This window comes from Stenotrophomonas sp. (assembly GCF_050737575.1).
Classification (GTDB): domain Bacteria; phylum Pseudomonadota; class Gammaproteobacteria; order Xanthomonadales; family Xanthomonadaceae; genus Stenotrophomonas.
This window is the reverse complement of record NZ_JBOHXW010000010.1, coordinates 96,586-116,840: the sequence shown is the minus strand read 5'-3', so window position 1 is coordinate 116,840 and position 20,255 is coordinate 96,586. Positions and strand designations below refer to the sequence as shown.

18 protein-coding genes are annotated in these 20,255 nt (G+C 63.3%); 13 read left to right on the top strand and 5 right to left on the bottom strand.

Translation table 11 applies throughout. The features are described 5' to 3' along the window. Positions 1-140: 140 nt before the first annotated feature. On the bottom strand, positions 141-1,637 hold the full coding sequence (locus tag ACREP4_RS16340; RefSeq protein WP_431597254.1) for an aminotransferase class III-fold pyridoxal phosphate-dependent enzyme: 1,497 nt from the start codon (positions 1,635-1,637) through the stop codon (positions 141-143). Between the two features lie 116 nt (positions 1,638-1,753). On the opposite strand from ACREP4_RS16340, the gene ACREP4_RS16335 reads away from it, so the two are divergent. The 10 genes from ACREP4_RS16335 (at position 1,754) to fabV (ending at position 13,275) form a co-directional block, all read left to right on the top strand. Next, complete coding sequence (locus ACREP4_RS16335; protein WP_431597253.1) at positions 1,754-2,185, top strand: Lrp/AsnC family transcriptional regulator; 432 nt, start codon at positions 1,754-1,756, stop codon at positions 2,183-2,185. 83 nt (positions 2,186-2,268) lie between these two features. Continuing rightward, positions 2,269-3,312, top strand: coding sequence for a tRNA preQ1(34) S-adenosylmethionine ribosyltransferase-isomerase QueA (gene queA / locus ACREP4_RS16330; protein WP_431597252.1), 1,044 nt, complete (start codon positions 2,269-2,271; stop codon positions 3,310-3,312). Positions 3,313-3,406: 94 nt separating this feature from the next. Further along, a complete protein-coding gene (locus ACREP4_RS16325) occupies positions 3,407-4,486 on the top strand; it encodes a Fe(3+) ABC transporter substrate-binding protein (protein ID WP_431597251.1) in 1,080 nt (359 codons plus the stop codon). A gap of 75 nt (positions 4,487-4,561) precedes the next feature. After that, entirely contained in the window at positions 4,562-6,214 is a 1,653-nt protein-coding gene (locus ACREP4_RS16320; RefSeq protein ID WP_431597250.1) for an ABC transporter permease, read from the top strand. Then, positions 6,211-7,212, top strand: a complete 1,002-nt coding sequence (locus tag ACREP4_RS16315; RefSeq protein WP_431597249.1) for an ABC transporter ATP-binding protein — start codon at positions 6,211-6,213, stop codon at positions 7,210-7,212. The genes ACREP4_RS16320 and ACREP4_RS16315 overlap by 4 nt, the downstream gene beginning before the upstream one ends. 68 nt (positions 7,213-7,280) lie before the next feature. Then, positions 7,281-8,420, top strand: coding sequence for a tRNA guanosine(34) transglycosylase Tgt (gene tgt / locus ACREP4_RS16310; protein ID WP_431597248.1), 1,140 nt, complete (start codon positions 7,281-7,283; stop codon positions 8,418-8,420). A 123-nt stretch (positions 8,421-8,543) separates the two neighbouring features. After that, entirely contained in the window at positions 8,544-8,870 is a 327-nt protein-coding gene (yajC, locus tag ACREP4_RS16305; RefSeq protein ID WP_057631865.1) for a preprotein translocase subunit YajC, read from the top strand. Positions 8,871-8,930: 60 nt separating this feature from the next. Further along, complete coding sequence (gene secD, locus ACREP4_RS16300; protein WP_431597247.1) at positions 8,931-10,778, top strand: protein translocase subunit SecD; 1,848 nt, start codon at positions 8,931-8,933, stop codon at positions 10,776-10,778. Positions 10,779-10,839: 61 nt separating this feature from the next. After that, positions 10,840-11,808 carry a protein translocase subunit SecF gene (gene secF / locus ACREP4_RS16295; RefSeq protein ID WP_431597246.1) on the top strand — a complete coding sequence of 323 codons (969 nt, stop codon included), beginning with the start codon at positions 10,840-10,842 and terminating at the stop codon, positions 11,806-11,808. 207 nt (positions 11,809-12,015) lie between these two features. Further along, on the top strand, positions 12,016-13,275 hold the full coding sequence (fabV, locus tag ACREP4_RS16290; RefSeq protein ID WP_431597245.1) for an enoyl-ACP reductase FabV: 1,260 nt from the start codon (positions 12,016-12,018) through the stop codon (positions 13,273-13,275). A 199-nt stretch (positions 13,276-13,474) separates the two neighbouring features. Here fabV and ACREP4_RS16285 read toward each other — a convergent pair whose 3' ends face one another. The 3 genes from ACREP4_RS16285 to ACREP4_RS16275 all read right to left on the bottom strand — a co-directional run bounded on the left by ACREP4_RS16285 (position 13,475) and on the right by ACREP4_RS16275 (position 17,398). After that, on the bottom strand, positions 13,475-15,547 hold the full coding sequence (locus tag ACREP4_RS16285; RefSeq protein ID WP_431597244.1) for an EAL domain-containing protein: 2,073 nt from the start codon (positions 15,545-15,547) through the stop codon (positions 13,475-13,477). Positions 15,548-15,651: 104 nt separating this feature from the next. After that, entirely contained in the window at positions 15,652-16,842 is a 1,191-nt protein-coding gene (locus ACREP4_RS16280) for an NAD(P)/FAD-dependent oxidoreductase (protein ID WP_431597243.1), read from the bottom strand. A 7-nt stretch (positions 16,843-16,849) separates the two neighbouring features. Continuing rightward, positions 16,850-17,398 (bottom strand): YaeQ family protein, encoded by a 549-nt coding sequence (locus ACREP4_RS16275; protein WP_431597242.1) that lies wholly within the window; start codon positions 17,396-17,398, stop codon positions 16,850-16,852. Positions 17,399-17,440: 42 nt separating this feature from the next. Between ACREP4_RS16275 and ACREP4_RS16270 the strand changes: the two genes are divergently transcribed. Further along, positions 17,441-18,328, top strand: coding sequence for a pseudouridine synthase (locus tag ACREP4_RS16270; RefSeq protein WP_431597241.1), 888 nt, complete (start codon positions 17,441-17,443; stop codon positions 18,326-18,328). A gap of 83 nt (positions 18,329-18,411) precedes the next feature. On the opposite strand, the gene ACREP4_RS16265 is transcribed toward ACREP4_RS16270, so the two are convergent. Continuing rightward, positions 18,412-18,885, bottom strand: coding sequence for a YaiI/YqxD family protein (locus ACREP4_RS16265; RefSeq protein WP_431597240.1), 474 nt, complete (start codon positions 18,883-18,885; stop codon positions 18,412-18,414). Between the two features lie 321 nt (positions 18,886-19,206). Between ACREP4_RS16265 and ACREP4_RS16260 the strand changes: the two genes are divergently transcribed. Then, complete coding sequence (locus tag ACREP4_RS16260) at positions 19,207-19,416, top strand: cold-shock protein (protein ID WP_057631873.1); 210 nt, start codon at positions 19,207-19,209, stop codon at positions 19,414-19,416. A 141-nt stretch (positions 19,417-19,557) separates the two neighbouring features. Beyond that, complete coding sequence (locus ACREP4_RS16255) at positions 19,558-20,250, top strand: glutathione S-transferase family protein (RefSeq protein ID WP_431597239.1); 693 nt, start codon at positions 19,558-19,560, stop codon at positions 20,248-20,250. Positions 20,251-20,255: the final 5 nt, after the last annotated feature.

Genomic DNA, 20,255 nt, shown 5'->3' with positions numbered 1-20,255 from the left:
GAGCAACTGCAGCTTTAAAGCCCCTCTCCCCTCGCGGGAGAGGGGTTGGGGAGAGGGGGCGGCGGCCCTCCCTAAATCCCAAAACCAAAGAAAAAGGCGGCCAACGGCCGCCTTTTTCTTTCAACGCTCACCACATCAAATCAAGCCGCGTTGGCCTGCTCACGGCGCGGGCCTTCAACCAGTGCACGGCCCACCATCTCCACCAGCAGATCCAGCTCTTCTTCATCCATGTCGAAATGCGGGGTGAAACGCAGCGAGTTCTCGCCGCCGTGGATGACATTGACGCCGTGCATGCGCAGCCATTCCTCGGTGGAACCGGCGCCATAGCACTTGAACTGCGGCGCGAGTTCGCAGGAGAACAACAAGCCAGTGCCCTGCACCTTGGTGATCAGGCCGCCGAGCTTTGCCTTCAGCGCTTCCAGCTTCTGCAGGGACTGCTCGCCGCGCAGGCGGATGTTCTCACGCACCTGCGGCGACAAGCGGGCGAGGGTGGTGCAGGCCACGTCCAGTGCGCGCGGGTTGGTGGTCATGGTGTTGCCGTACACGCCCTTGCGATAGAGGCCGGCGGCATGTTCGGTCACCGCCAGCACGGAGAGCGGGAACTGCGCGCCGTTCAGTGCCTTGGAATAGGTTTCCATGTCCGGCGGATCGAGCGTTTCGTAGCCGGGGTAATCGACGAACGACAGCGTGCCGTGCGCACGCAGCGCGGCCTGGATGGAGTCGATCAGCAGCAGACTGCCGTGCTCGCGGGTCAGCTCGCGTGCCAGCTTGTAGAAGCTTGCCGGCACCGCGCGGCCCGGGTCGCCTTCGCCCATCACCGGCTCCAGGAACACCGCTTCAACAAACCAGTTGTTGGCTTCGGCGTCGGTAAACACCTTGCGCAGTGCTATCTCGTCATACGGCGGGATGGTGATGACACTGTTCTCGCCACGGTAGCTGGCCAGATGCTGGTCGTAGGTCTTGCGGCTGGAATCGGAATACAGCGCCGGGCGATCGGTACGGCCGTGGAAGCTGCCCTTGATCACCACGCGCTTGATGGTGGCACCGGCATGGCGCGCGCCCGGGTCGGTTTGCAGTTTGGCGTTGATGTCGGCGATGCGTGCGGCCAGGCCAACGGCTTCCGAGCCGGAGTTCAAACACATGAAATGCGAGAACGGACAGCCGCCACGGGTATGGCCGATTTCCTGCTGCAGCGCGCGGGTGAAACGGCGCTGGGCCAGGCTCGGGGTCATGATGTTGGCCATGACCTGCGGCTTGGCTGCGGCGGCCATTATGTCAGCCGGGGTGTGGCCGAAACCGAGCATGCCGTAGCCGCCGGCGTCGTACAGCACCGCGCCCTTGAGCGAGATCACCCACGGGCCGTAGGCGGCCAGCGCGATGTACGGCACCACGGCGTCATCGGCGTAGAAGTTGACGAACCCAGCCTGCATCGCGGCGATCTGGTCCTTTTCGTCCAGGTCCAGCAGATCGGCGACTTCCGCTTTGACGCGGCTGTATTCATTACCAGCGGCCTCGATGGCGCGGGCCAGGTCGGGATGGGCGATGGCCAGGCGCTCGACGCTGGCATCGTCCAGACCCTGGGTAAGGCGGGTGCCGGCGTGCGCGCGAAGCGGGGCGAGGGGGCCGAGTACGGTCATGCTCATCTCCAGAATTATCTTGTATAGCCATTATCTGGAGATTCTGGACACATGGCAGCTGTGATCTCGACGGTTTTTCGGTTAATTTCGGCGAATCGACGAAATTGGTGCGCAATGTGAAGATTTCTCCTGCCGACGAGCGCTTGCTTTCCGTTCTGCGCGAAGACGCGCGCGCCTCCACTGCACAGATCGCCCGGCGGCTGGGCCTGTCACGTACTACCGTGCAGAGCCGCATCGACCGGCTTGAGCAGCAAGGCGTGATTGCCGGCTACACCGTGCGCACCCACGAGGACTACGAGCAAGGGCAGGTGCGTGCGCACGTCCTGATTACCGTGCTGCCCAAGAAGATGCCGGCCGTGGTCAAGGCGCTGCGCGACATTTCAGAGGTGCGTTCGCTGCATTCGGTCAGCGGCAACCACGACCTGATCGCCATGGTGGTGGTGGGCGGCGTCAGCGAGATGGATGTCGTCACTGATGCCATCGGCGCGGTGGATGGCGTGGAGCGGACCACCAGCGCGATCATTCTTTCGACCAAGTTCGAGCGCTGAGCGCATTCACCCAACTTCGCTTCCACACGTCCGAAAACCCTGCGAGGGCTACAATAGCCGGCTCCCCGCAAGACGTTCCGGCCTTGAAGAAGTCCGATTTCAATTACGAGCTGCCCGAGGCGTTGATCGCCCAGGCCCCCTTGGCCGAGCGTTCGGCCAGCCGTTTGCTGCTGGTGCCGCCCGCGCCGGAGGCGTTCGATGACCGCCATGTGCGTGATCTGCCGCAGCTGCTGCAGCCCGGCGACCTGCTGATCTTCAATGACACGCGGGTGATCCCGGCGCGCCTGTTCGGGCAGAAAGCCACCGGTGGGCGTGTCGAAATACTGATCGAGCGCCTGCTCGGCGGCCAGCAGGCGCGTGCGCAGATTGGCGCCAGCAAGTCGCCCAAGCCGGGAAGCCGCATCCAGTTGGATGCCGGTGGCGAGGCTGAAGTGCTGGGCCGCGACGGCGAGTTCTATGTGCTGCGTTTCGATATTCCCGAACCGCTGGAATCCTGGCTGGTGCACGAAGGCCGCCTGCCGCTGCCGCCGTATATCCATCGTGAGCCGGGTGCCGACGATCGCGAACGCTATCAAACCGTGTTCGCCAAGCAGGTGGGCGCGGTGGCTGCGCCGACGGCCGGCCTGCATTTCGACGAAGCCCTGCTGGCAGAGCTGCGCGAGCGCGGCGTTCAGTTCGGCCATATCACCCTGCATGTGGGCGCCGGTACGTTCCAGCCGGTGCGCGTGGATGATCTGACGCATCACGTAATGCATCGCGAATGGCTCAACGTCGGCGCTGAACTGGTCGACAAAGTGCGCCGCACGCGAGCTGCCGGCGGCCGCGTGATCGGCGTGGGCACTACGGTGGTGCGTGCGCTGGAGAGTGCAATGCGCGACGGCGAACTGCTTCCGTACTCCGGCGAAACCCAGATCTTCATCACCCCGGGTTACCGCATCCGCAGCGTCGATGCGATGGTGACCAACTTCCATCTGCCTGAAAGCACGCTGCTGATGATGATCAGCGCATTCGCCGGCAAGGCCCGGGTGTTCGAGGCTTACGCACACGCCATCGCGCAGCAGTACCGCTTCTTCAGCTATGGCGATGCGATGTTGCTGTTTCCCGCGCAGGAGGGTGCGGCGGTTTGACGCAGTGTGCGCGGCAATGAAAATGAGATAAGTTCTCATTTGAAACCGTTGCCGGCCACGATGTCGGCTCCGACGACCACTTCTGGAGAATCAAATGCGTCATCCGAAGCGCGCCGCCGGCCATCTGGCTGCCCTGTGTTCCCTCATTCTTCTGGGCGCCTGCGCCAAGACCGACACCGCGCCCGCGGCGGCGGGCGACAAGCCGGTGCTTGCCGCCGCTGGTGAGGTCAATCTCTACACCACCCGCGAACCGGGCCTGATCCAGCCACTGCTGGATGCCTTCAGCGCTGACACCGGCATCAAGGTCAACACCGTGCTGCTCAAGGACGGCCTGACCGAGCGTCTGGCTGCCGAAGGTGAGCGCTCGGCCGCCGACGTGCTGATGACCGTGGACACCGGCCGTCTGCTGGACGTGGTGGAAGCCGGTCATACCCAGGTAGTGACGTCGGACGTGCTGAATGCCGCCATCCCGGCCAACCTGCGTGGCGCGGACGGCCAGTGGTTTGCCCTGTCGCTGCGGGATCGCGTGCTGTACGCGGACAAGGACCTGAAGCTGGACGGCTTCACCTATCAGGATCTGGCCGACCCGAAATGGAAAGGCCGCGTCTGCATCCGCTCGGGCCAGCATCCGTACAACACCAGCCTGTTCGCCGCGATGATCGCGCATGACGGTGCCGAGAAAACCGAAGCCTGGTTGCGCGGAGTGAAGAGCAATCTAGCGCGCAAGGCGGCCGGCGGCGACCGCGATGTGGCCCGCGACATCCTTGCCGGCATCTGCGACATCGGCATTGCCAATGCCTATTACGTTGGCCGCATGAAGAACGCAGAGGAAGGTTCCGAACAGCGCGCCTGGGGTGACGCCATCCAGGTGGTGCGTCCGGTGTTTGCCGGCGCCGATGGCGGCACTCACGTCAATATTTCCGGTGCTGCGGTGGCCAAGCACGCGCCCAACCGCGACAACGCCGTGAAGCTGTTGGAATACCTGGTCAGCGATGGTTCGCAGAGTTTGTATGCGCGCGCCAACTACGAATATCCGGTCAAGGCTGGCGTTGAGCTGGATCCGGTGGTGGCCAGCTTCGGCACGATGCATATCGACCCGCTGCCGCTGACCGAGGTGGTCGCCAACCGCAAGCTGGCCAGTGAGCTGGTGGACAAGGTTGGTTTCGACAACTAAAGGTCACTCGGAAATACGATCAGCCGGTGCCCACGCAAGGGGCACCGGCATCGTTTTTTTCGGAGTGCCTGCGTGATGATGATGCGTCGATGGAATCTTTGGCTGACGACCGCCGTGTTGGCGGCAATCGTCATGCTTGCGCCCGTGATGGCGCTTGCATTCTCAGCGTTGCAGGGCAGTGCGGGTTTGTGGAGTCACCTGTGGGCGAACGTGTTGCCGGTGGCTTTGCGCAATACCGTGTTGATGCTGCTGGGGGTTGGCGCGCTGGTCACCGTGCTCGGCACCGGCAGTGCGTGGCTGGTCACGGCCTACCGCTTTCCCGGTCAGCGGCTGTTGAGTTGGGCCTTGCTGCTGCCCTTGGCGGTGCCGACCTACATTGCCGCCTATGCCTATCTGGATGTGTTGCATCCGCTCGGACCGGTGCAGGGGCTCATCCGCGATCTGCTGGGCTATGGCAGCCCGCGTGAATTCCGCTTGCCGGACATTCGACACCTTGCGGGCTGCATCGTCCTGCTCGGCTTCGTTCTGTATCCATACGTCTATCTGACAACCCGCGCCCTGTTCATGACCCAGGCGGCAGGCCTGCTGGAAGCGGCGCGAACGCTGGGTGCGACGCGGGCGCAGCTGTTCCGGCGGGTGGCGTTGCCGCTCGCGCGTCCGGCGATTGCGGTGGGCGTGGCGTTGGCGCTGTTGGAGGCGCTCAACGATATCGGTGCGTCCGAGTTCCTGGGCGTGCAGACGCTGACCGTCTCCATCTACACCACCTGGGTCAGTCGCGGTGATCTGCCGGGCGCGGCACAGATCGCCTTGGCGATGCTGCTGCTGGTGGCGGTGCTGCTGATGCTGGAAAAGCACGGCCGGCGTCGTCAGCGCTATGCCAGCACCTTGCGGCCACGGCCGATGCAGCCGCAACGATTGCGCGGAGCCAAGGCTGTGTTCGCCTTCGCACTGGGCGCCTTGCCGGTGATGGTGGGTTTTGTGGTGCCTGCGGCTTATCTGGCGTGGGAGGCCGCGCAGCGAGTGCGTGTTGCAGGTGTCTCGCCACAGTTGTGGGGCGCCTTGCAGAACACCATCGGCATTGCCCTGGCGGCAACCGCTGTGGTGATGGCCGTGGGCCTGGCCGTGGCTTGGGCGCTGCGGCTTGCGCAGGTGCGGCGTGGCGGGCGGCTGGCGGCGGCCTGCAGCCGTGTTGCCTCGCTGGGGTATGCCATTCCCGGCACGGTGTTGGCGATCGGCCTGTTGGTGCCGATGGGTGCGCTGGATGCGGTATTTGCTGAGCTGCGCTTTGCCATCGACGGCGGCCGGGCGCAGATGTTGCTGATGGGCACGGCAACGGCGCTGGTGGTGGCTTACACCTTGCGCTTCCTGGCCATATCGGTGGGTGGCATCGAGGCCGGGCTGGCGCGCGTGCCGCAATCGTTGGACCACGCTGCCGCCAACCTCGGCGAAAGTGCCGGCGGCATGCTGCGGCGCGTGCATCTTCCGCTGTTGCGCCCGGCGTTTGCCGCGGCGGCGTTGCTGGTGTTCGTGGACACCATGAAAGAGCTGCCGGCCACGCTGGTGTTGCGGCCCATGAATTTTGAAACCCTGGCGACCTGGCTGTATGCCGAGGCCGCACGGGGAACCTATGAGGAAGGCGCAGTGGCGGCTTTGTTGATCGTATTGACTGGCCTGTTGCCGGTAATTCTGCTGGCGCGTGCTGGTGCAGCCCATGGAGCGCGGCCATGACGGATTCACCTCAGTTGCAGTTGCAGGCGGTGCAGGTCGGCTATGCCGGTGCGGGCGGCTTTACGACGGTGGTCGATGGGTTGTCGCTGGAGTTGGCGCGCGGGGAAATCGGTTGCCTGCTGGGCGCTTCCGGTTGCGGAAAGACCACGGTGCTGCGCGCCATCAGCGGTTTCGAGCCCTTGCAGCAGGGGCGCATCGTCCTGGGTGGGCGCGAACTGGACGGCCCCGGTGGCGCAGTGCCAGCAGAGAAACGTCGGGTCGGGATGATGTTCCAGGACTACGCGCTGTTCCCGCACCTGGATGTCGCCGCCAATGTCGGTTTCGGGCTGCGCGGGGTTGCGCGGGTGCAGCGGCAGCAGCGGATCGATGCGATGTTGCTGCAGGTGGGTCTGGAAGGTTTGGGCAGCCGCTATCCGCATGAGTTGTCCGGTGGCCAGCAGCAGCGGGTGGCGCTGGCCCGCGCACTTGCGCCGATGCCTGAACTGCTGTTGCTCGACGAGCCGTTCTCCAACCTGGATGTGAGCACCCGTCAGCGCTTGGCCGAGGAACTCCGGCAGCTGCTCAAGGCCACCGGCACCACGGTGTTGATGGTCACCCATGACCAGTCCGAAGCGTTTGCCATGGCCGACCGCATTGGCGTGATGCAGGCGGGGCATCTGCTGCAATGGGATGCCGCGCCGCAGTTGTACCGGGCGCCGGGCGACCCATTCGTCGCCGGCTTCATCGGTCGCGGCGTGGTACTGCCGGCCGCGTTGTTTGGGATGGGCGAGGGCAGTGTGCTGGTCCGGCCCGAAGACCTGCAGCTCGACCCCGCCGGCAGTTTGCGCGGCGTGCTGGAGTCGGTGGTATTCCGTGGGCCGGGCTACAGCGGTTGGCTCCGTCTGCCAGGTGGTCAGCGCTTGGCGCTGGATTTCAATGGCGTACCGCCGGCAGTGGGGGAGGGCATTGCCCTGCGTTGGAATAATCCAGCGCCGGTGCGCTTCGCGAGCGAGGTGTAGCGGGCGGAAATTCGCCCCGGCGGCGCATATCCGCGACAATTGCACGCATTCGTCAGCTATCGATTTCCATGTCCAGATTGCAGTTCAAGCTCCAGAACACCGATGGCCGCGCCCGCCGCGGCCAGTTGTCCTTCCCGCGCGGCACCGTGCAGACCCCGGCATTCATGCCGGTCGGCACCTATGGCTCGGTGAAGGGCATCCTGCCGGAGCAGGTCCGTGCGCTTGGCGCCGAGATCATCCTTGGCAACACCTTCCACCTGTACCTGCGCCCGGGTCTGGACGTGATTGCGGACCACGGCGGCCTGCATGGCTTCTGCCGCTGGGACGGCCCCATCCTCACCGACTCCGGCGGTTTCCAGGTGTTCTCGCTGGCGCATCGCCGCAAGATCGCCGAAGAAGGCGTCACCTTTGCTTCGCCCACCGACGGCGCCCGGGTCTTCCTGAGCCCGGAAGAGAGCATGAAGATCCAGAAGGTGCTGGATTCGGATGTCGTCATGATTTTCGACGAATGCACCCCGTATCCAGCCACCGAGCAGGTGGCGCGCACCTCGATGGAACTGAGCCTGCGCTGGGCCCAGCGCAGCCGTAACGCGCACGACGCGATGGGCAATGACGCCGCACTGTTCGGCATCGTCCAGGGCGGCGTGCATACCGACCTGCGCAGCCGCTCGGCCGAAGGCCTGCAGCAGATCGGCTTCGACGGCTACGCCATCGGCGGCCTGGCGGTGGGCGAGCCCGAGCACGAGCGCAACGCCATGCTCGATCACATGCATCCGATCCTGCCCACCGACCGCCCGCGCTACCTGATGGGCGTCGGCCGTCCGGAGGATCTGGTCGAAGGTGTGGCCCGTGGCGTGGACATGTTCGATTGCGTCATGCCCACCCGAAACGCCCGCAACGGCCACTACTTCACCTCCACCGGCACGATCCGCATCCGCAACGCCCAGTACGGGCGGGACATGAATCCGATTGAGCCGGGCTGCGGCTGCCACGCCTGCACCAGCGGCTACACGCGCTCCTACCTGCGTCACCTGGACCGCTGCAACGAGATGCTGGCGCCGATGCTGGGCACCCTGCACAACCTGTTCTATTACGAAAAACTGATGGCCGACATGCGCGCGGCCATCGAGTCGGGAACCTTCCTGGCCTTCCGCGAGTCCTTCTATGCAGCCCGGGGCGCCAGCGTTCCGGCGTTGTCGGGGGAGTAGCAGCGCGTTCACGCCGCTCGGGACGATGTCCCGGGGGCATGGCATACTTCACGGCTGACCCCGTTTCGTGGTGACCTCCGGCTCCCGGCCGGGTCGGTTACCGCCCAACACCTAGGACAAAAGATGAATCTGATGGCTATCTTCCTTCCCGTCGCACAGGCCGCTCCGGCCCCGGGCATGGGCACCTTCCTGCTGCCGATCGCCCTGATCGCAGTGATGTACTTCCTGATGATCCGCCCGCAGATGAAGCGCCAGAAGGAACACAAGGCGATGCTGGAAAAGATCTCCAAGGGTGACGAAGTGCTGACCTCCGGCGGCATCGCTGGCGTGGTCACCGACATCGGCGACAACTTCATCACCGTGGAAGTGGCCGACAACGTCCGCATCCGCGTGCAGAAGGCTTCCGTCGGCAACGTCCTGCCCAAGGGCACGCTGAAGTCTGCTGCCTGAGACTGAGTTTCCTTTCCGTCATGTCGTGACGCCGGGGAAGGCGTCACGCAGGAATCCGCAATGCTCGAATTTCCACGCTGGAAGTACTTTCTGATCCTGATCGTTTTGGCGGTCAGCACGCTGTATGCGCTGCCGAACATCTATCAGAAGGATCCGTCCGTACAGATCACCGCCAGTCGTGGCGGGCAGGTCGATGACGCACTCAAGCAGCGCATCACCGCTGCACTGACCGAAGCGGGCATCACGCCCAAGTCGGTGGAAGAGGAAGGCGACAACAACCTGATCGTCCGTCTGTCTTCGCTTGATGCGCAGGCCAAGGCCTCCGCCGTGCTGCGCGATACGGCCGGTGAGAACTACTCGGTCGCCCTGAACCTGGCCTCGACCGTGCCGGACTGGTTGGCCAACCTCGGCGGCAAGCCGATGGTGCTGGGTCTGGATCTGGTGGGCGGCGTTCACTTCGCCCTGCAGGTCGACCAGAAGGCTGCGGTGGACAAGCGCTTCGAGGCGTTCACCGAAGACGTGCGCACCACGCTGCGTGACAACCGCGTTTCCTACCGTTCGGTGGAACGTCGCGGCGAAAGTGACATCCAGGTTGCCCTGGCCAATGCTGCCGATGCCGATAAGGCCCGCGCCGCACTGGCCAAGTCGCAGCCGACCTTCACGTACTCGGTCAATGGTGATCGCATCACCATCAGCGTGCCGCAGACGGAGATGTCCCAAATCGCCTCCGGTGCCATCGAGCAGAACCTGACGACCTTGCGCAACCGCGTGAATGAATTGGGTGTTGCCGAGCCGATCATCCAGCGCCAGGGCGAAGACCGCATCGTGGTCGAGCTGCCGGGCGTGCAGGACACGGCCGAAGCCAAGCGCATGATCGGTGCGACCGCGACGCTGGAATACCGCGCTGTCGTGGACGGCAATGCGCAGGACGCTCTCACCAGCGGCCGCATTCCGCCGGAAGCCAAGTTGTACCAGCAGCGTGACAACCGTGGTCCGATTCTGCTGAACAAGCGCACCATCGTGACCGGTGACCAGATGGTTTCGGCCACGACCAGCACCGATCAGAACGGTATGCCGGCCGTCAGCGTCAAGCTGAACAGCGTCGGTGGCCAGCGCATGTTCGACTTCACCAGCGGCAACGTCGGCAAGCCGATGGCCGTGGTCTACACCGAGCGGATTCCGCAGGTGACCGTGGTCAATGGCGAAGAGCAGCGCAGCTTCCGGGTCAAGGAAGAAGTGATCTCGGTGGCCAACATCAACGGCGTGTTCGGCAAGGAATTCCAGACCACGGGCCTGGAGAAGGCCGAAGCTGACAGCCTGTCCAAGCTGCTGCGCGCCGGTTCGTTGGCCGCACCGATGGACTTCGTCGAGGAATACGTGATCGGCCCGAGTCTGGGCAAGGAAAACGTGGACCGCGGCGTCAAGGCGGTGGTGTTCTCGTTCGTGTTCACCCTGGTGTTCTTCACCATCTACTACCGCATGTTCGGCGCGATCACCTCGGTGGCGCTGCTGTTCAACCTGCTGATCGTGGTGGCGGTGATGTCGATGTTCGGCGCCACCATGACCTTGCCGGGCTTTGCCGGTTTGGCACTGTCGGTGGGTTTGTCGGTGGACGCCAACGTGCTGATCAACGAGCGAATCCGAGAAGAGCTGCGGTTGGGTATGCCGGCCAAGGCGGCCATTGCAGCCGGTTATGAGAAGGCATCGGGCACCATTCTCGACGCCAACCTCACCGGTTTGATCGTCGGCGTGGCGTTGTATGCGTTCGGTACCGGCCCGCTGAAGGGCTTCGCGTTGACCATGATCATCGGTATTTTCGCCTCGATGTTCACTGCGATCACCGTGTCGCGTGCGCTGGCGGTGCTGATCTATGGTCGCCGCAAGAAGCTCCAGTCCGTAGCGATCTAAAGCGAATCCCTTCGCAAAAGCCCGCACCTCCGTGTGCGGGTTTTTTAAGGAAAATCCTTGCATGAAACTGTTTCCGCTTCATATCGTCCCGAACGACACCAACATCGACTTCATGCGTCACCGCAAGCCCGTGCTGTGGCTGATGGTGCTCCTGTTGCTGGTTTCGTTCGCGATCATTGGTTTCAAGGGTTTCAACTACGCGCTGGAGTTCACCGGCGGCACCGTGGTGCGTACCCACTTTGAAAAGACCATCAACGCCGATGTCGTGCGCGAAAACCTGTCCAAGGCGGGTTTTGAAAATGCGCAGGTGCAGAGCGTGGGTGGCGGCAACGACGTGATGATCCGTCTGCAGCCGGACGGTGAGCACAACAATGCCGCCGATGCCGCCCAGCAGGTTGCACAGCGCGTACATGCGGCAGTGAACAGTGCCGACAACCCCGCCACCGTGCAGCCCGGCGAGTTCGTCGGACCGCAGGTGGGTAAGGACCTGGCGATGAACGGCGTGTACGCCACGCTGTTCATGGTGATCGGCTTCCTGATCTACATCGCCGCGCGCTTCGAGTGGAAGTTCGCGATGGTGGCAAGCTTGACCGCGTTCTTCGACTTGATCCTGACCGTGGCTTACATGTCGCTGGTCGGGCGCGAGTTCGATCTGACCGTGTTGGCCGGTATGTTGTCGGTGATGGGCTTTGCCATCAACGACATCATCGTGGTGTTCGACCGCGTGCGAGAGAACTTCCGCAGCCTGCGCGTGGAGCCGCTGGAAGTGCTGAACCGCTCGATCAACCAGACGCTGTCGCGTACGGTGATCACCGCGGTGCTGTTCTTCCTCTCGGCACTTGCCCTGTACATCTACGGTGGCGAGTCGATGGAAGGCCTGGCCGAAACCCACATGGTGGGTGCGGTGATCGTGGTGATCTCCTCGATCATCGTGGCGGTGCCGCTGTTGAGTATCGGCCCGTTCAAGGTCAGCAAGCAGGATCTGCTGCCCAAGGCCCGTGACGAGGAAGAGCTGGCCCGTCGTCCCTGACGGTTCGGTTCTCCCTGCGAAGAAAAGCCGCGCCCAGCGCGGCTTTTCTTTGTGGCGGTTCGACCGGCAGATCAAAGAATTTCCATGCGGTAGCGTCGGTTGTGTTCGCTGCGGGCGCACACTACGATCCTCCCGGTTCAGTGTTTGCCGGTGGTTTCTGCTGCCGTATGGCGCCGCTGTTTTCCTGCTTACCTAGTTGAGGTTTTCATGGTCATCAAACCGCGTGTGCGCGGCTTCATCTGCGTCACCACCCATCCGACCGGTTGCGATGCGTCGGTCAAGGAACAGATCGACTACATCAAGGCGCAGCCCAAGCTGGCCGATGGCCCGAAGAAGGTGCTGGTGCTGGGTGCATCGACCGGTTATGGCCTGGCCGCGCGTATCAAAGCTGCTTTCGGTAGCGACGCTGCCACGCTGGGCGTGTTCTTCGAGCGTCCGGGCAGCGAGACCAAGCCGGGCACGGCGGGCTGGTACAACACGGCCGCGTTCGAGAAGTACGCGCACCAGGCGGGCCTGTACGCGCGCAGCGTCAATGGCGATGCGTTCTCCGATGAGGTGAAGCAGAAAGTCATCGAGATCATCAAGGCCGATCTCGGTCAGGTGGATCAGGTGGTTTACAGCCTGGCCGCGCCGCGCCGCAAGCACCCGAAGACCGGCGAGATCATCAACTCCACGCTCAAGCCGATCGGCGCGCCGATCACCTTGCGCGGTCTGGATACTGACAAGGAAGTGCTGACCGAAACCACGCTGCAGCCCGCAACGGCCGAGGAAATCGCCGGCACCGTGCAGGTAATGGGCGGCGAAGATTGGCAGATGTGGATTGATGCGCTGCTGGAAGCTGGCGTGCTGGCGCCGGGCGCGACCACCACCGCCTTCACCTATGTGGGCGAAGAAATCACCCAGGCCATTTATTGGAATGGCTCCATTGGCGCGGCCAAGAAAGACCTGGACAACAAGGTGCTGGATATCCGCGGCAAGTTGCAGGGCATCGGCGGCGACGCACGCGTGTCCGTGCTCAAGGCCGTGGTGACCCAGGCCAGCTCGGCCATTCCGACCATGCCGCTGTATCTGTCGCTGCTGTTCAAGGTGATGAAGGAGCAGGGCACGCACGAAGGCTGCATCGAGCAGCTCGATACGCTGTACGACATTCTGTACAACGGCGAGCAAGGCGGCAGCAACGCGGCCGAGCACATTCGTAAGGCGTTGGTAGACGGCAAGGGGCGCGAGATCGCACTGGTCGATGCCGAAGGCCGTCTGCGTGCGGACTACAAGGAAATGGCGCCGGAAGTGCAGGCCAAGGTGCTGGAGTTGTGGCCGCAGGTCACCAACGAGAACCTGTACGAGATCAGCGACCTGGCCGGCTACAAGGCCGACTTCCTGCGTCTGTTCGGGTTCGGCATCGACGGCGTGGATTACGACGCAGATGTGAATCCGGATGTGGCGATTCCTGGGATCGTGGAAGTCTGATTCCGCGAGACAGGTAACGCAGGAAGGCCGCGCAATGCGCGGCCTTCCTGTTTGTTTGGCGCTGTGATTTGGAAGTTTCCCCTCACCCCAACCCCTCTCCCGCAAGCGGGAGAGGGGCTTCAGATGCAACAGCCCTGAGCTTTAGCCCCTCTCCCGTTTACGGGAGAGGGGGTGGGGTGAGGGGAAGCTCTAAAGCAAATCAATTGAACTCAAAATCCATCACCGCAGCCGGCGGTCCGACAAAATCACCCTGCACGTAATCCACGCCGGCACTGAATAACAAACTCATCGTCGCCGCATCGGCCACGAACTCGGCGATGGTGCGGATATCGGCTGACTGTGCTTTTGCGGTGATCTCCTGCGTCTTCTCCAGCTGCTCCTTGGCCAACGCCGGGTCAGCGGTGAAGCTGCTGTCCAACTTGAGGAAAGCCGGCTGGAAATGCGCCAGTAGCTGGAACGAATCCAGCCCTGAGCCAAATTGCTCCAGGCCGACCTTGCAACCCATTGCCGCCACTGCAGCGAGGAACTGCTGAGCATTGCGCAGATGGGTGAAGACCTTGGCTTCGGGAATCTGCAGCCACAGTTGACTGCCGTCCACGCCTTCGGCCTGCAGACCGTCGCGGATCACCTGCAACAGCGCGGCGTCGGAGAACGATTCCGGAGTGATGCGCACCATCAGGTACGTGGTGTGCCCGGCGCGGCGACGCTCGCCCAGTGCACGGATGGCGCTTGCCACCACCCAGCGATTGACTGGCGCCAGCAGCTCATGGTCCTGCGCAATGGGCAGGAACGTATTTGGGCCGACCAGTTCGCCGTTGTTCTCCATCAGCAGCGAGGTGTCGTACAGCTGCAGCGGTTCGCCCATCAGGTTCAGCACGGGGCGAAAACGCAGCTGGAAACCGTCGCCGGCAATGGCTTCGCGGATGCGCTGCACCCAGCGCTGGATACGCTCTTCCTCGACGCGGTCAGCGGCGCCCGGGTCGAACACCTTGACCGTGTTGCCACCCAGTTCGACCGCAGCGCGCGTGCAATCGTTGGCGCGGTTCAATACCTGGCCGACGCTGGCAATCTTTTCGCCCACCTGCACACCGCCGATACTGACGGTGACCGTCGCCGAGCGCTCGCCGATGCTGAAGACATGCGAGGCGAACGCCTTGCGCACGCGCTCGGCCATCTCGGTGGTGTGCGTGTACTGGCCTTGGGTAAGCAGCGCGAAACTGTGCTCGCCGAAGCGTGCGACCTGCGCATCGTCACCGAGCGCCGTGCCTAAGTGCTGGCCCATCGCTGCGATCAGTGCATCGGCCGAATCCAGGCCGATCTCCGGCAGCAGGCGTGCGTAATGATCGGGCTCGACCAGCAGGAAGCCGTACTGGCCATCGCTGCGGCTGACCTGCGCGACGGCGTTTTCCACGTGCACCATGAACGTCGGGCGGTTGAGCAGGCCGGTGACCTGGTCGCGCTGGCGCAGTTCTTCTACTTCGCGTGCCAGTTCCGGGTCGTACTCTTCGCGGCGGCGGAATACCACCTGGAAGCAGCTTTCGCCTTCGTACGTGGCGGCGGTGAATTCCATCGTCGCCGGGAAGGTGTCGCCGTCCTGGTTGCGCGCATGCGCTTCGTATTGCGGCGGCGGGGTTTCGCCCTTGCTCAGCGACTTGAGCAGGTTCTTGAAATCTTCAACGTGTTGCGGCGCCACCATGTCCAGCAAGGAGATGCCTTCCACGTCCTCGAACGATTCGTACCCGAACATCTCCAGGTAAGCCTCGTTGGCGCGGATGTGCATGCCTTCGTGGATGTAGGCGATGGGATCGCGCGAGGAGGAGATCAATGCATCGCAGCGGCGCTCGGTTTCGCGCATCTGCACTTCGATACGACGCAAGCCGCGACGCGCCTGCAGGTCCACCCATTCATTGCGGACGACCGACAACAGATGATCCGGTTGTTGGCGCAGTGCAATGGCGCGGATGCCGTTGGCGGCGGAGTCCAGCAACTGCTGCGCATCGACCTGGTCGGCCAGCAGGATCATCGGAATGTCCTTGCCGCTGGCGGCGATCTGCTGGGTCAGCAACAGCTGCGGGATGCTGTACGAGGTGGCCGCCAACACCAGATCAATCGGCTGGGTGGCAATTGCCTGGGCCAATTCAGCTGGGCTCTGCGGCCGGAACGGGCGCACCGCGATGCCACTGTTGCGCAGCGCGCTGACGATGGCTTCGGCACTCTCGGCGCTGTCGTCAACGATCAGCAGGCGCAAGGTGATGTCTTTGGCGTTCTGCATTCAGTACTCCCTGGGACGGGATTTAATACACGAAGGGCGGGCGCGGCGTCTATGCGCGAACCGGTTGATGTGTCGGAATTCCGACGCAATACCGGATCGCCGTCTCAAACCGCTTGTCCGGCCGCATGTCCGGAGGCCCACGCCCATTGGAAGTTGTAGCCACCGAGCCAGCCGCTGACATCGAGTACCTCGCCGATGAAGTGCAACCCCGGCACCAATTGCGACTCCATGGTCGAGGACGACACCTTGCGGGTGTCCACGCCGCCCAAGGTGACTTCGGCGGTGCGGTAGCCCTCGCTGCCGCTGGCCACCAGCGGGAAGTTGTTGAGCAGGTCGGCGGCGCTCTTCAGTTCGCGCTCGTCGAACTGGCGCACCAGCTTGTCACCCAACCATTGCTCGCACAGGCGTAGTGCGAAGCGGCGCGGCATCACTTCGGAAAGCACGGTGCGCAGTTCCGAGGCGCCGCGCTCGCATTTCATCGTGCGCAGCCACTCCTCGGCGTCCTGACCGGGCAGCAAGTCCAGCCGCAGGTCGTCGCCCGGTTGCCAGTAAGAGGAGATCTGCAGAATTGCCGGGCCGCTGACGCCGCGATGGGTCAACAGCATGAAGTTGCGGAAGCTCTGCCCGTTGCAGCGCGCTTCCACCGGCAGCGCGACGCCGCTGAGTTCGGCGAAACGTTCCTGGTGTTTGCCGCTGAGCGTCAAGGGCACCAAGCCGGCGCGGGTTGGCAGCACTTCATGGCCAAAGCGGCGCGCCACCTCGTAACCAAAGCCACTGGCGCCCATGCTGGGAATGGACAGGCCGCCGGTGGCAATCACCGCCGATGCGCAATGGAATTGGCCTTGCGCGGTCTGCACGCGGAAGCCGTCGGCGCCGCGCTCGATGTCCTGCACGGCACAGTCGGTACGCACCTGCACGCCGGCGCCCGCACATTCGTCCAGCAGCATCCTGACGATCTGCTTGGAGGAAATGTCGCAGAACAGTTGGCCCAGTTCCTTCTCGTGATAGGCAATGCCGTGGCGTTCGACCATGTCGATGAAGTCGCCCGGCGTGTAGCGCGCCAATGCCGATTTACAGAAGTGCGGATTGGCCGACAGGAAGTTGGCTGGCGTGGTGCCGGTGTTGGTGAAGTTGCAGCGACCGCCGCCGGACATCAGGATTTTCTTGCCCGGCTTGTTGGCGTGGTCGATCACCTGCACCAGCCGGCCGCGCTGGCCGGCGGTGAGTGCACACATCAGGCCGGCAGCGCCGGCGCCGATGACCAGCACGTCGCAACGAATGGGTTGGCTTGCCACGGACTGCTTACTCCGCCTTCGGCTTGCGCCAGGTCGGGATCACATCCAACTGCATCTGGTCGTTGATCAACTGCACTTCGCCGTCCTGGATCAACACGCTCCAGCGCATTGCCCGCTGGATCTGGGTGCTCCACAGCTCAACGAACGCGCTTGGCAGGTCGAGCACCGTGAGGTTGTTGAAACGGGTGAAGTGCTTGCTCTGCTTCTGCCACCAGATGTCGGAGGCATTGCCGCCGTAATTGATGACCTGCACGCGACGGCTGCGATTGCACGCCTTGCGGATGCGCGATTCGTCCGGATGCCCCAGGTCGATCCACTGCGCGATGTCGCCGGTGTAATCGAGTTCCCACAGGTCCGGCTCGTCGTCGGTGCTCAGGCCACGGCCGAATTCCAGGCGGTCGTCGGCGTTCAGTGCGAAGGCCAGCAGGCGCACCATCAGGCGCTCGTCGGTTTCGGAAGGATGCTGGGCCAGAGTCAGGTTGTGGGTCGCGTAATAGCCGCGGTCCATGTCGCTGATCTGTAGTTCGGCCTTGCGGATGGTGGCGGTGAGAGCCATGGGAACACCAGAAACAAAGAGCGCCATGATAATGGTTGCGCCATGACCCCGTTTGAATTGACCACTGACGTGCCCGTTTCCAGTCGCCTGCAGCTGCCACCCGGCGACTGGAGCTGCCTGCTGGACGGGCTTTGCGCGCGGTTTCCGCGTATTCCGCGTTCACAGTGGCTGGACCGGTTCACGCGCGGTCGCGTGCAGGATGCGCAGGGCAGGGCACTGTCGCCCGCGCAGCCGTGGCAAGTGGGGCTGGAAATCCGCTACTTCCGCGAAGTGGCCGACGAGCCGGTGATTCCCTTCCAGGCGCGTGTCCTGCATCTGGACGAGCACCTGCTGGTGGCCGACAAGCCGCACTTTCTGCCGGTCATGCCGGCCGGCCGCCACGTGCGCGAGACGCTGTTGACCCGGCTGGTGGTGCAGACCGGCAACCGTGAGCTGGTGCCGCTGCATCGCATCGACCGGGGCACGGCCGGGCTGGTGCTGTTCTCCTGCAATGTGCAAAGCCGGGCGCGGTATCAGGTGCTGTTCCGCGAGCGGCAGATCGAGAAGCATTACCAGGCGCTGGCGCCAGCCTTGCCATCGCTGTCGTTTCCGCTGCAGCGTCACAGTCGTATCGAGCGCGGAGAGCCGTTCCATGTGATGCGCGAAAGCAGTGGCGAGCCCAATGCCTTGAGCCGGATCGATGTGCTCGATGCAGAGGGAGCTATCTGGCGCTATGCGCTGGAACCGGTGAGCGGCCGCAAGCATCAGTTGCGGGTGCATATGGCAGCGCTGGGCGCGCCGATCCTGGGTGATGATTGCTATCCGCAGACGCTGCAACGGGCGATGGAAGACTACACATCGCCCCTGCAACTGCTGGCCAGTCAGCTGGCCTTTGTCGATCCGCTGACGGGTGTGCGGCGGGAATTCCGCAGCGAGCGCACGTTGGGATGACGTTTCAGTATTCCGATTCGCGTTGAAGGTGCCGGGGACTTCGGGTTCTCACTGGCCGGATGCGAAAGCGAAGCATCGCGGTGTCACCGGCTGGGCTGCTGCGCAAGCCAGCGATCCAGTTGTGAGGCAAAGGCCTGGCGATCGCGTGGATGCAGCGCGGCGGGTCCGCCCGTCTGGACGCCGGCGCCGCGCAGCTCTTCCATGAAGTTCCGCACCGACAAGCGCTCGGCAATGGTGTTGGCGGTATACAGCTCGCCGCGGGGGTTGAGTGCCACGGCGTTCTTTTCCAGCACCCGCGCTGCCAACGGAATGTCCTGCGTCACCACCAGGTCGCCTACCGCCGCACGTTCAACGATGGCGTCATCGGCCACGTCCGGGCCTCCGGCGACCTGCATGGAGCGGATGAAGCGTGAGGGCGGGGTGCGCAGCCATTGGTTGGCAACCAGGATGGTTTCGATCCGGGTCCGCTCGGCGGCCCTGAATAGAATGTCCTTGATCACGGCGGGGCAGGCGTCGGCATCGACCCAGATGCGTGGAGCGGGGTGTTCGGGTTCCATTTGCGCAGTCTATCGGTTGCCGCGAAGACAATGGCTTGCCCCTGAAATGCGAAAAAAACACGCAACTCGATGAATTTATTGAAATTGTGGGTGGCGATGAACAATTCGGGCTGGATGAATACGGTAGTTATCGCTTTTTCGGCAAAAGCCGCGTATCTTTCATCCCACTGTGCTTGCAAGGGTCACCGTGAATCGTGGCCTGATGCAGTTGATCTTACCGATCCGCTCCATCGATCCGCTTTACCAACGCCTGCAACTCAGTCTCGGCCCCGATACCCGGTGGCTGCGATTTTTTTCAACTTTATGTTTCAGGAGTTTGTAATGTCTGATCGTCAGACCGGCACGGTTAAGTGGTTCAACGACGCCAAGGGCTTTGGCTTCATCACCCCGGAAAGCGGCCCGGACTTGTTTGTGCACTTCCGTGCCATCCAGGGCAACGGCTTCAAGACCCTGCAGGAAGGCCAGAAGGTGACTTTCGTCGCCGTCCAGGGCCAGAAGGGTATGCAGGCTGACCAGGTGCAGGCGGTCTAATCGACCCCCCGCCACCGTAAGGTAGCCAAGAACGCCGGAAGCGAAAGCTTCCGGCGTTTTCTATTGTGCGTCGTGCAGAACAACGACGTTGCTGTTCAGGGCGGGCGGGTACGATGGCCGCTGGCAATCGCAGGACGGCTCATGATCAAGGTTCATCATCTGGACCATTCGCGCTCGCAACGGGTGCTGTGGATGCTCGAGGAGCTTGGCCTGCCGTATGAGCTGGTGAGCTACCAGCGCGATGCGAAAACCTGGCTGGCGCCCAAGGCGTTGCGCGATGTGCACCCGCTGGGCAAGTCGCCGGTGTTGGAAGACGAGGGTTTGGTGCTGGCCGAATCCGGCGCGATTCTGGAATACCTCGTTGATCGTTACGACAGCGAGCGCCGCTTGTCGCCGGAGCTGATGCCGCCGCAGGCCCCGGAGCGTCTGCGTTATCGCTATTGGCTGCATTATGCGGAAGGCTCGGCAATGCCGCCCTTGTTGATGGCGCTGGTGTTTGCGCGTGTACGCAAGGCGCCTATGCCGTTCTTCATCAAGCCGGTGGCGCGGATGATTGCCGACAAGACGATGCAGGGCTTCGTCAGTCCGCAGTTGAAGCTGCATCTGGGCTGGATGGACGCCGAGTTGGGCAGGTCCAGGTGGTTTGCCGGCGAGCGCTTCACTGCAGCCGATATTCAAATGAGTTTCCCTGTCCAGGCGGCTGCGACGCGCAGCGGCGGCTTGGACAACTATCCGCAGCTACGTGCCTTCCTCGCGCGCATTACCGAACGTCCGGCCTATCAACGTGCGGAAGCGCGCGGTGGTCCGCTGAATCTGGCGGCGAGTGGGCGTTGAATCCA